This window comes from Allobosea sp. GW821-FHT09G06 (assembly GCF_059416005.1).
In genome coordinates this window covers 1,051,244-1,064,965 of the sequence record NZ_JBWKOI010000002.1, presented here as the reverse complement: position 1 = coordinate 1,064,965, position 13,722 = coordinate 1,051,244, and the positions used below count along the sequence as shown (strand labels likewise).

Below are 13,722 nucleotides of genomic sequence, written 5' to 3'. Positions count from 1 at the left end.
CGTCATTCTCGGGCGAAGCATAGCTTCGACCCGAGAATCTCAGGACGCGAAGACGCTGGTTTCCGAGATGCTCGGGTCAAGCCCGAGCATGACGGCGGACGCTCCTCAAACTGCCTCGAAAGCCTGCGCCAGATCCGAGATCAGGTCCTCGATATTCTCGATGCCGACGGAAATGCGGATCAGCGCATCGGTCAGACCGATCTCCTCGCGCATTTCACGGGCGACGCCAGAATGGGTCATCGCGGCCGGGTGCGAGACCAGCGTCTCGGTGCCGCCGAGGCTGACCGCGAGCTTCATGATCTGGAGGTTGTCGAGCAGCGCGAAAGCCTCCTTCTCTCCGCCCTTGACGTCGAAGGCGAAGGTCGAGCCCGCCGCCGTGCACTGGCGATCGAAGACGGCCTTGCGCGGGTCGCCATCCGCAAGATTGCCGAGATAGTGGACACGAGCGACCTTCGGATGGCTCTCCAGATACTCCGCCACGAGCTTGGCGTTCTCGTTGGCGCGGCTCATGCGGATGTCGAGCGTCTCCAGCGAGCGCATCAGCATCCAGCAGGAATTCGGATCGGCCTGCGTGCCGAGCGAGCCGCGCCAGGCCTTCACCTGCCGCACCAGCGCCTCGGAGCCGCTGATCGAGCCGCCAACGAGATCGGAATGGCCGCCGACATATTTGGTCAGCGAGAGCAGCGACAGGTCGGCGCCCTGCTTCAGCGGCTTCTGGTATTTCGGGCCGAGCATGGTGTTGTCGACGACGACGGGCGGGCGGTGGCCCTGAGACTTCTCCAGCTCGTCGGCGATCATCTTGCAGGCGGCGAGATCGACGAGGCCGTTGGTCGGGTTCGCCGGGGTCTCGACCAGGATCATCGCAACGCGGCCCTTGGCGGCAGCGGCGCGGGCGACGTCACGCATCTGCTCGATGTCGAGACCATCGGTGAAGCCGAAGGGCGTGACGCCGAAGGCGCCCATCTGGTTCTTCAGCAGCGTCTCTGTGCCGCCATAGAGCGGGCGCGAATGCAGGATCGTGTCGCCCGGCCGCAGGAAGGCGAAGCAGGTCGTCGCGATCGCCGCCATGCCTGAGGCGAAGACCGCGCATTTCTCGGCCTCGTCCCAGATCGCCAGGCGATCCTCCAGGATCTCCATGTTGGGATGGTTGAAGCGCGAATAGACCAGGCCAGGCTTCTCGCCGGGCTTGGGCTGGCGCCGGCCCGAGGTGAAGTCGAAGAAGTCCTTGCCCTGCTGGGCGTTCTCGAAAACGAAGGTCGAGGTCAGGAAGACCGGCGGCTTGAGCGAGCCTTCCGACATGGCCGGCGAATAGCCGAAGCCCATCATCAGTGTCTCGGGATGGAGCTTGCGGTTGGCGATCCGGTCCTTGTGGTAGTTATCTTCGCTCATGGCCGTCTCCCTTGCGATCCTGCGATGCAGGCCGGTTTCTGACACCAGATTATTCCCATCATCGCGCCATTGCTTGGCCGATCAGCATCATCCTAATGTGCCGTGAGCAGCTTTCTGCTCATTTTTGACAGGGATGGAGCATATCGTGCTCGACAGCATCGACCGCCGGATTCTCGCCGTGCTGCGCGAGGACGGGCGCATCACCAATCAGGACCTGTCGCAGCGCGTCGGGCTGTCACCGACCCCCTGCCTCAGGCGCCTGAAGCGGCTGGAAGAGACCGGCGTCATCCAGGGCTATACGGCGGTCATCGACCCCAAGGCCTATGGCCTGCCCTTCAGCGTCTTCGTCTCGGTGCGACTGACCCAGCAGAACCAGGAGCAGATATCCGAATTCGAGAAAGCCGTCGAAAGCTGGAGCGAGGTGGCGGAGTGCTACCTGATGACCGGCTCGCAGGATTACCTGCTGCGCGTCGTCACGGATGGCATCGAGGGCTATGAGCGCTTCCTGAAGCAGAAGGCGACGCGGCTGAAATGTATCCAGTCGGTCGAATCCAATTTCGCGCTGGCGACGATCAAGAAGCGCTCGGGCCTGCCGCCTATCTAAAAAGCTTCAGCGAGAGCCGAACAGCTCCGCCGCCGCAGCCTTGGCCATGCCGCTCTGCTGATGCGCGACGCCGGGCACGACGACCTCCCGCCAGCGCAGCATCACCCCGAGGCGGCGCGCTTCGTCGCGGGCCGCAGCCATGAAATGCTCGCCGCGGGCGAAGCGGGTCGCACCCTGCTCTTCGGCACCGCGCGATTTGTTGAGCTGGTGGTGATTGGGATCGATGTCCTGATCACCGAGCATGACGAACATCGGCTTGGCGAGGGCGCGTGCCAGCGCGGCATCGGTGGCAGGCGTACCCTTGAGCGAATAGGGATAGGCGCGCTCGCCAGCGAGCGCCGGCAGCGTGTAGTAGCCGGCATTCGCCACGGCCGCCGTCGCGATGCGCGCCTCCGGCATCAGCATGACCATGCGATGCACGAACTGCGCGCCGGCCGAATGGCCGAAGATCGTGTAGCTGTCGCCGGCAACACGGCCGCTGGCGCGGGCGGCGTCGAACAGCCGCTCGATCAGGCCGAAGGTCCATTTCGCCATGTCCGGCTCGCCGCGCACCCCCGCCTGCTGGAACACGCGGCTCGGAAACTGCTCCTTGTCGAAGCGTGGCGCAAGCACGAGGAAGCCGGCCCGGTCGGCAGTGTCCTTCCAGGCATCGCGCGCACCCTTCGCATTGCGGCCCATGCCGTGGATCGCGATCAACAGCGGGCAAGGCCTAGTCGCGCAAGCCGGCGGCGCATAGGTCGACACCGCGACGGTCGCCGGCAGCGGATCGGCATAGCTGCCCTCGGCCGAGCCGGTCCCGACGAAAAGTGCCGGCGTTTCGGCAGGGGCGGCGGAAAGGCCGAAGCCCAGCGCCAGCGCGACGACCACCGCTCTCCTGCCAAGGACCTTCATTTCGCCCGCTCCTTTAGCCGCCGCGATCCATGGCGCGGCGCACGACCTGCGTGACCTCGCTATTGGACAGGAAGAGATCGTGACGCAGCATGCTCCAGCCCCGCCCGGACGTATCGGCGACCCTGACACCCAAGGCCTCCAGCCGCGAGCGATCCGCAGCACCGGCGCGCGCGACGCCGCCGGCGATACGGGCGGAGACGGCCAGTGCCCGGTCGCCGGGATCGATGATCACGGTCATGCGCTGCGCCAGCGGCCCGAGCTTCTTCACCGTCTGCTCGAAGGCATCGATATCGACATCGGGCGAGGCCAGCACGACCGAGCCGATCCGGGCGTAGATCTCCTGGGAATCGCGCAATTCGCGCAGGCCTTCCAGCGTCAGGAAAGTGCCCATCGAATGGGCGACGATATGGATGCGGCCGACGGTCGGGTTGGCGACGAGCGCCTGCAGCGCCTGGACGAAGCCGTCGCGCGACCAGAGCGCGCTCTCGCGATCATAGGCGTAGTCGAAGAGCTTGCCGCCGGAGGGCCAGGTGAACAGCGCCGTGCGGCCCTGGAACTCCAGCGAATGCGAGAGCTGGCCGGCGCTGCGCGCGGCGGTCTCGAAGGTCTCGTTGAAACCGTGGATGTAGAGCAGGACGTCGCGTCCGTTCGCAGCGTCCGCGAAGGCCCGCGCCGCATCTCCCGACGTCTCGCGCGAAACGCCGAGCACCGCCCAGTCGCCGCTCACCGCAGAGGAGACCCTGCCCGAAATGCCGCGCCCGGGCGGCGACAGTCTGACCTCGGCAAAGGTCAGCGGGCCGCGATCCGTGTTGAAATAGGGCGTGGCGTTACCGGTCGAGCGGCGCGTCGTTACGACGAGCAGCCGCGGGTCCTTGCCGAGCGCCGAGGTATCGGCGCGTTCGGGCTCGGAAAAGGGCGACACGCTCGCCTCGCTCTGCGCGCAAGCGGCGAGGCCGAGCGGCAGGAACGCGGCGAGGGCCAGCGAACGGCATGAAAAGGCGCGCCTTGTAACGGGCATGGAGACAGGCATCCGGTCAGAATGTGAGAGGCCGAACTGGCAGCCGGACCTCTAAAGGCAGGGCAAGGCGGCCAGAATGGGGCAAGGCTGCCGCCGCCTGCGCGCAATCGCGCAGGCGCTGCACGGAAGCGACATCACTGCGCCGCGCCGGAGATGATCTGGATCGGCGCGGTGACGACCAGTCCGACGGTCGATCCGACCGTTCCCATCACGCCACCGGCGACATCGCCCAGCCTGTCGCCGAATTGCGGCCCGGCGAAACCGATACCCTTGTCCTGCTGTAGCCGCTGGCCGATCATCTGCACGACCTTCGGCGAGGATGCGAATTTCGCATGGTTGAGGCTGTCGCCGGAAGAAACCTCGGAGAGGTCGATCAGCCGCACGCCGAGCTTTTCCAGCTCCGCGATCGTCTCGGTGTCCTTGCTCGACACCGCGCCCAATCGCTTCTTGTCACCGGCGAAGCGCCGGGAGAAGTCGAGCGCCCGGTCATCAGCCGAAACGAAAACCGTTATCGGCCGCCGGATTTCGCGCATCTGCATCCGGAACACGTCGAGATCGACGTCGGGTGCCGCGAGCATGACGTCGCGCAACTTGCCGCCGAAGGCGCCGTCGCCCCGGATCGCGGCCTGCCGAAGCGTCTCCAGCGTCAGCAACGTGCCCATGGAATGAGCGAGGATGTCCATGCGCGACGGGCCGAGATCGCGGGCAATGGCACGCAGGTTCGCTTCGAGGAAATCGCGGGAATAGAAGGCGCTTTCGCGATCATAGGGATAGGCCAGCAATTGGCCGCGCGAGGGCCAGGTGAACAGCACCGGCACGCCCTTGAAGCCGGAATCATGGACGATCTGGGCAAAACGATAGACGGAATCGGCGAAATTCGTGTTGTAGCCGTGGACGAAGACCAGCACGTCGCGCTGGGAAGCCGGCCGCCGTGCGAGCTCCCTGCGCACGTCGGAAACGACCGGCGCGAGGTCGAGCTTCTGGAGATTGGTCGCGGTGAAATGCTTCGCCGGGTCGCCCGGGCCCGAGTCGGGCAGCTCCAGATTGCCGGACTTGTGGACGAGCGGCACGGTGATGTCGAGGCGGGCGAAGGAGAGCTTCGGCCCACGCTCGCCGCTGAAATAGACCGGCTGCGCCGAGGCCTCGCGGGTCGTCGCGACATAGATCTGGACGGTCCCCGCAACGTCCGCCTTAGGGGCCTGGCTCAGCTCCAGCACGCGCGGCGTGCCGCAGGCCGCGAGCGCCAGCGGGAGAAACAGGGCCAACAGGAAAACACGAAGCCGCATCGCCACGCACATCATCGCCAAGTCGTCTCACCGCAACAGCGAATTCACAAGATGCGCACATGACACAGTGATGAAGCAAGTGAAGCGCGAGGACGCCTTGTCGCCCGCTCCCGCGACTTGCTAACTGGAGGCATGGTCGAAAGCAGCTCTCCAGCCGATCCGCTCGGCGACGCGATCCTCGCCGGCGAGCGCGCAGCGCTGGCCCGGGCGATAACGCTGGCGGAATCGCGCCGTGCCGACCATCGCGAGCAGGCGCAGGCCCTGATCCAGCGGCTGCTTCCGCATACCGGCCGTGCCATCCGGGTCGGCATCACCGGCGTGCCCGGCGTCGGCAAATCGACCACGATCGATGCGCTCGGTACCTATCTCACGGAAAAAGGCCACAAGGTCGCAGTGCTGGCGGTCGACCCCTCCTCGACCCGTACCGGCGGCTCGATCCTCGGCGACAAGACGCGGATGGCCCGGCTCGCGATCGACCCCAATGCCTATATCCGCCCCTCGCCTTCCTCGGGCACGCTCGGCGGCGTCGCCGCCAAGACCCGCGAGACGATGCTGCTCTGCGAGGCCGCCGGCTTCGACGTGATCCTGGTCGAGACGGTTGGCGTCGGCCAGTCGGAGACCGCAGTCGCCGACCTCACCGATTTCTTCCTCGTGCTGATGCTGCCCAATGCCGGCGACGAATTGCAGGGCATCAAGAAGGGCATCATCGAGCTCGCCGACATGATCGCGGTCAACAAGGCCGATGGCGACGGCGCGACGCCTGCCCGCGCGGCCGCCGCCCAGTACAAGGCGGCGTTGCACATTCTGGCGCCGGCCCCGTCTTTGTGGAGCACGCCGGTCGTGACGATCTCGGGATTGACCGGGCTCGGGCTCGACGCGCTTTGGTCGAAGGTCGAGGATCACCGCGCCCGCTTCGAGGCCAAGGGACTGATCGCCGACAAGCGCCGCCGGCAGGACGTCAAATGGATGTGGGCGATGGTGCAGGACCGGTTGCAGGCCAGGCTCCGGCACGATCCCGCTCTGAAGGCCCGCACGCCGGAGCTGGAGGCCGCCGTCGCGGCCGGCCGCCTGCCCCCTACATCAGCCGCTGACGAAATCGCGCGGGCGCTGGGATTGTAGGGCTCGCGTCGTGCACCCCGGTTCCAGATCGGCACAGCCGAGGCTGGCATACGGCTTGATCCGTCGCCGCCGAGCAGGAGATTCCATGGTGCTTTCCCGACGCAGCGCGCTGGCGATGGGCCTTTTCGGCACGGCCTCGGCCGTTCTGCCCGCCTCGGCACAGTCGCGCGGCACGGCTGCCGGTCCGCTCGGCCATCTCGGACTCGACGCCAGCCAGTTAGGGCTGCGGCCCGGCGCCACTGAGGATCAGTCGCGGCAGTTGCAGGCCGCCCTCAAGCAGGCTGCCACGCGCGGAAGCCCGCTCCTGTTACCACCCGGCCGCTACCGGGTCGGCAGCGTCACCCTGCCCGAGAATGCACGGATCGTCGGTGTGCCCGGCGAAACGCATCTAGTCACGGCAAGCGGCCAGCCGCTGCTGCTCGCGCGCAATATCGGCCGAGCCGAGCTGACCGGCCTGAGCTTCGACGGGCTCGACATTCCCTCGGCCCAGCGCAGCGGTTTGCTTGTGGCGGAGAATGTCGGCGAATTCACGATTTCCGGCTGCGCCTTCGCCAAGGCTGGCTCGGTTGGATTGACGCTCGATCGTTGCGGCGGACGCGTCACGGCGAGCCGCTTCCGCGACATGCGGGATGCCGCCCTGTTCGCCATCGATTCGAGAGGGCTCACCGTCGAGCAGAACCGGGTCGAGGATTGCGGCAATAACGGCATCCAGGTCTGGCGCAGCCAAGTGGGCGACGACGGATCGATCGTGCGCGGCAACCATGTCCTGCGCATCCGCACCGATGGCGGCGGCAGCGGTCAGAACGGCAACGGCATCAGCGTCTTCCGCGCCGGCGGCGTCATCATCGAGGGCAACCAGCTGCGCGACTGCGCGCTGAGCTTCATCCGCAACAATTCCGGCTCCGGCGTCCAGATTCTCGGCAATCAGGGGCGGCGCTGCGGTGAAGTCGCTCTCTATAGCGAATTCGCCTTCGAGGGCGCGATCATCGCCAACAACCATGTCGAGGACTGCACGTCCGGCGCCTCCATGACCAATCTCGACCAGGGTGGGCGCATGGCGGTCTGCGCCAACAACATCATCCGCCGGGCGACGCGCAAGGCCGTGCCCTACAGCAAGGACCCGGTCGGCGGCTACGGCATCCATGTCGAGGCGGAAGCAGCGGTGACCGGCAACGTCATCGAGGAGGCCAGCGATATCGGCATCGCGCTCGGCTGGTCCTGGGGCATGCGCAACCTCGCCGCCACCGGCAACGTCATCCGCAAGACCGGGATCGGCATCTCGGTCTCGCTGGTGCCGAAGGAGCGCAACGCGCTGGTCGCCAACAACGTGATCGCCGAAGCCCGCGACGGTGCCGTGATCGGCACCGAATACGGCAAGCCCGTCACGGGCGACTTGACCAAGGCCCCCGATGCCAGGGCCTCGGGGATCGTGGTCGCGAACAACGCGGTGCGTTGAAGCTCGCCTCAGGCGGGAGCGCGGATGCGCCCGACCTCGGTGCCGTTCCAGTTCTTCAGCACGGTCTCGCGCAGCGGCGCGAAGGCGGCCTGCGTGGCGTCGTCCATCGGCAGGAAACGCGCGATCAGCGCGCCGAGTGCGATCTCGGCGGCGCGGCCGGCGCCGTCATCGCATTTCAGGGCGATGCCGTAGCCCAGCTCCGGCAGGGCGGCGCAGTAGACGCCCTCGGCGCCGGTCTTGGTGAAGGCGCGAGCCCCCAGCAGGTCCATCAGGCGGGTGTCGTAGCGACCGGTGCCGGCGACCATGAAGGGATGGGCCGCCGCCGCTGCGCGAATACGCGCCGCCGCCTTCGCCCGCTCCGGCCCGAAGCCGCGGCCGGTGCCGAAGCGGGCGAAGCCCAGCGCCAGCGCCGAAAGCGGCACGGCATAGGACGGGATCGAGCAGCCATCGATGCCCATGCGGTCGGCACTGTGCGCGGCGCCCGTCACCGCCTCCAGCGCGCCGCGCACGGCCTGCTGTACCGGGTGGCCCGCCGTCACATAGCCTTTGGGATCCTCGTCCATGTTGCAGGACAGGCAGACGAAGCCGGCATGCTTGCCGGAGCAGTTGTTGTTGAGGGCGCTGGGCTCGGCGCCCGACTTCGCCAGGGCGCGGGAGACCAGCTCGTTCGACGGCCAATGCGCGCCGCATTCGAGGCAGCCGGCATCGCGGCCGGCCTTGCGCAGCATCGCGAGCGAGGTTTCGGCATGGAGCGGCTCGCCCGAATGCGAGGAGACGGCGAGCGCAATCTCGGCCTCGGTCAGCCCGTAGCGGTCGGCGGCGCCGCTCTCGATCAAGGGCAGGCCCTGGATCGCCTTGACGGCCGAGCGCGGGAAAACCGGCCGCTCGACATCGCCGGCCGAGAAGACCACCCCGCCATCGGCATCGATGACGATCGCCGCGCCACGATGGCGCGATTCGACGACATTGCCGCGCGTGACCTCGGCGAGAACAGGGTTTTCCATGGCGACCTCCGTTGCCCATTGCTATGGGCTTGCCGCCTTTTGGCGCCGGAGCGGGGCCCTGTCAAAAGCGCTGGCGCGAAGCGCGCCGGGCTGCCACGGTGCCGCCCGACAGACCCACGCCCCTCAGCGATGGAAGACCGATGTCCCCGGACTACGAGACCGAATATAACAATCGCGCCCGCGTGCCGGAACATCCTGGCATCATCGCCGGCTGGCAGGCCGATGCCGCCGCCTATCGCAGCGAGGCGCTGTGCGAGCTCGACGTCTCCTATGGCGAGGGCGAGCGTCAGGCCTACGATCTGTTCAAGCCCGAGACGATCCGCGGCAACGCGCTGGTGATGTTCATCCATGGCGGCTACTGGCAGGCGCTCGACCGCAGCTATTTCTCTCATATGGCACGGGGGCTGAACCGACTCGGCCTTCCCGTCGCGGTCGTCGGCTACGATCTCTGCCCGCAGGTCCATCTCGGCCATATCGTCTGGGAACTGCAGCAGGCGGCGGCTGCCCTGTGGCGGCGTTTCGGCCTCCCGGTCGTCGCGTCCGGGCATTCCGCCGGCGGCCATCTCAGTGCCTGCACGCTTGCCACCGACTGGAAGAATGTCGATCCCGACCTGCCCGATCAACTCGTGCCGGCCGCCTATGGCATTTCCGGCCTCTACAACCTGAAGCCCCTCGTCGAGACCAGCATCAACAAGGCATTGAATCTCGACCTGGCTGCCGCGGAACTGGAAAGCCCGCTGTTCTGGCCCGCACCGTCGCGATTGACGATGGATGCCGTGGTCGGCGGGGGCGAGAGCGACGAGTACCACCGGCAGAGCCGCCGGCTTGTCGATGTCTGGGGGCTGGAAGGGGTGACGACACGCTATGAGGAAATCCCCGGCGCCAACCATTTCACCGTGATCGCCGGGCTGACCGATCCGGAGAATGCGATGACACGACGCATCGCCGCGCTCGCAGGCGCTTGATCTTCCCACGCCTGGGGTTCTATCCAGACCCATCAGAGTTTCGGAGCGCGCGATGCAGACCTTCTTCGTCGAGATCAAATGCAAGCTCGGCAAGACCTACGAGGTCGCCAGCGAGCTGGCCGATCGCGAGATCGCTTCCGAGATCTACTCGACCGCCGGCAATTACGACATCCTGGCCAAGTTCCACGTGGCGGCCGATGTCGATATCGGCCATTTCGTCGCGCAGAAGGTGCAGTCGATCCCCGAGATCGCCGACACCCACACGATCATCACGTTCAAGGCGTTCTGATCCTTCGCGCCGGCGGCGCTGGAAATTTGTCGAATCGTTTCCAACGCTTGCGTGCGGTTTCTCGCAAGCCGATTCAGCATCTTGCCAGATTGATTCAAGTTCGCGCCCGCATCACCCTTTCCGCACCGGCGAAACTGCTAGCGGTGTCGACGGCTTGACGGCATGGGGGCTTTCGCGCGACCAGCATCCTTCGGACTGCAGGGATCTTCGCGCCATGAAAAGCACGCTCTCCACCGATCTGCGCTCGGGCGCGCTCGTCTATCACCGCCAGCCCCGGCCCGGTAAGCTTGAGATCCAGGCGACCAAGCCGCTCGGCAACCAGCGCGACCTGGCGCTCGCCTATTCGCCCGGCGTCGCCGCCGCCTGCGAGGCGATCGTCGACGATCCCTCCGAGGCGGCCGAGCTGACCTCGCGCCAGAACCTCGTCGCCGTCATCACCAACGGCACCGCCGTGCTCGGCCTCGGCGATATCGGTCCGCTCGCCTCCAAGCCGGTGATGGAAGGCAAGGCCGTCCTCTTCAAGAAATTCGCCGGCATCGACTGCTTCGACATCGAGGTCGAGCAGAAGAACATCGAGAAATTCGTAGAGGTGGTCGCGGCGCTGGAGCCGACCTTCGGCGGCATCAATCTCGAGGACATCAAGGGGCCGGAATGCTTCGAGATCGAGGAGCAGCTCAAGGCCCGGATGAAGATCCCGGTCTTCCATGACGACCAGCACGGCACGGCGATCATCGTCTCGGCCGCCGTCCTCAACGGGCTCGACCTCGCCGGCAAGAAGATCGCCGACGTCAAGATCGTCGTCTCCGGCGCGGGCGCGGCCGCACTCGCCTGCACCAACCTGCTGGTCGAGCTCGGCGCGCAGCGCAAGAATATCTGGCTCACCGATCTCGACGGCGTGGTCTACAAGGGCCGCAACACGCTGATGGACCGCTGGAAGGAAGTCTATGCGCAGGAGACCGACGCACGGACCCTGGCCGAGGTCATCGGCGGCGCCGACGTCTTCCTCGGCCTCTCCGCCGCCGGCGTGCTGAAGCCCGAGATGGCGAAGCAAATGGGGCCGAAGCCGCTGATCCTGGCGCTCGCCAACCCCAACCCCGAGATCACGCCCGAGGACGCGCTCGCGGTGCGTCCGGACGCGATGATCTGCACCGGCCGCTCGGACTATCCGAACCAGGTCAACAACGTCCTGTGCTTCCCCTATATCTTCCGCGGCGCGCTCGACGTGCAGGCGACGACGATCAACGAGGCGATGAAGCTCGCCGCCGTGCGCGCCATCGCCTCTCTCGCCCGCGAGGCGACCTCCGACATCGCGGCGCGCGCCTATGGCGGCGAGGCCTCGACCTTCGGCGCGAACTCGCTGATCCCGAACCCGTTCGACCCGCGCCTGATCATGCGCATCGCCCCGGCCGTCGCCGAGGCCGCGATGGTCACCGGCGTCGCCCGCAAGCCGCTGGTCGATGTCGAGGCCTATCGCGAGCAGCTCTCGCGCTTCGTCTTCCGCTCCGGCTTCCTGATGAAGCCGCTGTTCCAGAAGGCCAAGGCCGATCCCAAGCGGGTGATCTACGCCGAGGGCGAGGACGAGCGCGTGCTGCGCGCCGCCCAGGTCGCGCTGGAGGAAGGGCTCGCGATCCCGATCCTGATCGGCCGCCCGAGCGTGATCGAGACCCGCATCCAGCGCTTCGGCCTGACGCTCAGGCCCGGCACCGATTTCGAGGTGGTCAACCCCGAGGACGACCCGCGCTACCGCGACTACGTCCAGAGCTATCTCGACATCGCCGGCCGGCGCGGCATCACGCCGGAGGCCGCGCGCGCGCTGGTGCGCACCAACAACACCGTGATCGCGGCGCTCGCCGTGGCGCGCGGTGAGGCCGATGCGATGATCTCCGGCCTCGAAGGCCGGTTCATGTCGCGGCTGCGGCATATCAAGGACATCATCGGCCTGGCGCCGGGCGTCTGCGACATCGCGGCGATGACGCTGATCATCACCAACAAGGGCGCCTTCTTCCTGTCGGACACCCATGTGAAGCACGACCCGACGGCGGAAGAGATCGCCGACATGACCGTGCTCGCGGCCGACCATGTCCAGCGCTTCGGCATCGCCCCGAAAGTCGCCCTGCTCTCGCATTCCGATTTCGGGGCGGCCGATACGCCCTCCTCGCTCAAGATGCGCAAGGCGCTGAAGCTGATCCGCGAGCGTGCGCCGCATCTCGAATGCGACGGCGAGATGGAGGCCGACACCGCCCTCGTCCCGCTGATCCGCGAGCGCGTCCTGCCCTCCTCGACGCTGAAGGATGTGGCGAACATCCTGATCTTCCCCAATCTCGACGCCGCCAACATCTCCTACCAGTTCGCCAAGGTGATGGCCGATGCGCTGCCGGTCGGCCCGATCCTGATCGGCACGGCCAAGCCCGCGCATATCCTCACCGGCTCGGTGACGGCGCGCGGCGTGGTCAACATGACCGCCGTCGCAGTGGTCGAGGCGCAGGAGCGCGCAGCCGCTGCGGCGGCCGGCTAGCCGGCACGGGGCCCATGGCACGCGTCCTGCCCGCCCTTGTCATCGGCCTCTGCCTGCCCGCGGCGGCGGCAGGGGCACAGGAGGCGCTGCGCGAGGAGCACGGATTCCTGCGCGTCCAGATCGAAGGCCGCGCAGCGCGCCTCGAAACCCTGATCATCCGCCCGGATCGGGGCTCGGGCAAGTTGCCACTCGCATTGATCACGCACGGCAAGGCGCCGGGCAATATGCGGATGAGCGATCTGCGCGCCGTCAACTACGCCTCGATCGCCCGCGATCTCGCCCGCCGTGGCTGGCTTGCCGCGGTCGTCGTCCGGCGTGGCTTCGGACAATCGGACGGTCCCTTCTCGACGGAAGGCGCGAGCTGCGCACTGCCCGACATGGCGCAGCGCTTCGAGAGCGACGCGAAGGAGCTCGAGGCCGCGCTCAAGGCGCTGGCCGAGCGGCCCGACGTCGCGTCCGACCGCATCATCGCCCTGGGCGAATCGGCAGGCGGCGCCGCGGTCATGGCACTGGCCCAGCGCAAGCCGCCGGGCCTGAAGGCCGTGATCAACGTCGCCGGCGGGCTCGAACTCGGCGATTGCGTCGAGAAGGGCCGGGACGCACTTGTCGCGACCATCCGGCACTGGCCGTGGAAGGATACGCTGCCGCAGCTCTGGGTCTATGCCGGCAACGACGAGCTTTTCCCACCATCCCTGGTCGACCGCATCCGGGCGGTGGCCCTCGACCGTGGCGGCGACGTGCGCCTCATTGCGTTGCCGGAGGTCCTCCCTCGCGGCCATGCGGCCTTCCAGAACGGCCGAGCCCGTTTTGTCTGGCTGCGGGAGATGGACGCCTCCTTGCGTGCCTGGAACCTGCCGACCCTGACGCCCGGACGGCCCAAGGCAGAATTCGAACGCATCGGGCTCGAAGGCCGTGCTCCGGTATTCGAGAACTATTTCAGCGCTCCCGGTGAAAAGGCGATGGCCGTGAGCCCGACTGGCAAGAGCTTCACCTATCGCTTTGGCGAACGGGACCTCGAAACGGCCAGACGGAACACGCTGGCGGATTGCGGCAAGAAGGCCGGGGATTGCCGCGTGGCCTTCGAGAACGACCGGGCCGTCGAAGCCCCCTAGCGCAAGGTCGGCTTTTCCGACTTGGCAGACTCAATCAGGCAGGCTCTACTTCATCGGTCGGGCATCGCTCGCAA

General features: G+C 67.0%; 12 protein-coding genes. 7 read left to right on the top strand and 5 right to left on the bottom strand.

Annotated features, from left to right (window positions below):
- Positions 1–105: 105 nt before the first annotated feature.
- Positions 106–1,389, bottom strand: coding sequence for a cystathionine gamma-synthase family protein (locus AC07NY_RS15195; protein WP_494584517.1), 1,284 nt, complete (start codon positions 1,387–1,389; stop codon positions 106–108).
- Positions 1,390–1,534: 145 nt separating this feature from the next.
- Here AC07NY_RS15195 and AC07NY_RS15190 point away from each other — a divergent pair, with 145 nt between their 5' ends.
- Positions 1,535–1,993, top strand: coding sequence for an Lrp/AsnC family transcriptional regulator (locus tag AC07NY_RS15190; RefSeq protein WP_494584516.1), 459 nt, complete (start codon positions 1,535–1,537; stop codon positions 1,991–1,993).
- Positions 1,994–1,999: 6 nt separating this feature from the next.
- Here AC07NY_RS15190 and AC07NY_RS15185 read toward each other — a convergent pair whose 3' ends face one another.
- The 3 genes from AC07NY_RS15185 to AC07NY_RS15175 form a co-directional block, all read right to left on the bottom strand.
- Entirely contained in the window at positions 2,000–2,884 is an 885-nt protein-coding gene (locus AC07NY_RS15185) for an alpha/beta hydrolase family protein (RefSeq protein ID WP_494584515.1), read from the bottom strand.
- A 13-nt stretch (positions 2,885–2,897) separates the two neighbouring features.
- A complete protein-coding gene (locus AC07NY_RS15180; protein ID WP_492284057.1) occupies positions 2,898–3,902 on the bottom strand; it encodes an alpha/beta hydrolase in 1,005 nt (334 codons plus the stop codon).
- Between the two features lie 134 nt (positions 3,903–4,036).
- Positions 4,037–5,188: an alpha/beta hydrolase gene (locus AC07NY_RS15175; RefSeq protein WP_494584514.1), complete on the bottom strand. Its 1,152-nt coding sequence runs from the start codon at positions 5,186–5,188 to the stop codon at positions 4,037–4,039.
- A 132-nt stretch (positions 5,189–5,320) separates the two neighbouring features.
- Between AC07NY_RS15175 and meaB the strand changes: the two genes are divergently transcribed.
- Positions 5,321–6,307 carry a methylmalonyl Co-A mutase-associated GTPase MeaB gene (gene meaB / locus AC07NY_RS15170; RefSeq protein ID WP_494584513.1) on the top strand — a complete coding sequence of 329 codons (987 nt, stop codon included), beginning with the start codon at positions 5,321–5,323 and terminating at the stop codon, positions 6,305–6,307.
- 85 nt (positions 6,308–6,392) lie between these two features.
- Positions 6,393–7,763, top strand: coding sequence for a TIGR03808 family TAT-translocated repetitive protein (locus tag AC07NY_RS15165; protein ID WP_494584512.1), 1,371 nt, complete (start codon positions 6,393–6,395; stop codon positions 7,761–7,763).
- A gap of 8 nt (positions 7,764–7,771) precedes the next feature.
- Here AC07NY_RS15165 and AC07NY_RS15160 read toward each other — a convergent pair whose 3' ends face one another.
- Positions 7,772–8,767, bottom strand: coding sequence for an asparaginase (locus AC07NY_RS15160; protein WP_494584511.1), 996 nt, complete (start codon positions 8,765–8,767; stop codon positions 7,772–7,774).
- Between the two features lie 140 nt (positions 8,768–8,907).
- Here AC07NY_RS15160 and AC07NY_RS15155 point away from each other — a divergent pair, with 140 nt between their 5' ends.
- The 4 genes from AC07NY_RS15155 (at position 8,908) to AC07NY_RS15140 (ending at position 13,648) form a co-directional block, all read left to right on the top strand.
- Positions 8,908–9,732, top strand: a complete 825-nt coding sequence (locus AC07NY_RS15155; protein ID WP_494584510.1) for an alpha/beta hydrolase — start codon at positions 8,908–8,910, stop codon at positions 9,730–9,732.
- A 52-nt stretch (positions 9,733–9,784) separates the two neighbouring features.
- Positions 9,785–10,021 carry an Lrp/AsnC ligand binding domain-containing protein gene (locus AC07NY_RS15150; protein ID WP_038361355.1) on the top strand — a complete coding sequence of 79 codons (237 nt, stop codon included), beginning with the start codon at positions 9,785–9,787 and terminating at the stop codon, positions 10,019–10,021.
- A 214-nt stretch (positions 10,022–10,235) separates the two neighbouring features.
- Complete coding sequence (locus tag AC07NY_RS15145) at positions 10,236–12,536, top strand: NADP-dependent malic enzyme (protein WP_492284063.1); 2,301 nt, start codon at positions 10,236–10,238, stop codon at positions 12,534–12,536.
- A gap of 14 nt (positions 12,537–12,550) precedes the next feature.
- Positions 12,551–13,648: an alpha/beta hydrolase family protein gene (locus tag AC07NY_RS15140; RefSeq protein WP_494584509.1), complete on the top strand. Its 1,098-nt coding sequence runs from the start codon at positions 12,551–12,553 to the stop codon at positions 13,646–13,648.
- The last annotated feature ends 74 nt before the right edge of the window (positions 13,649–13,722 follow it).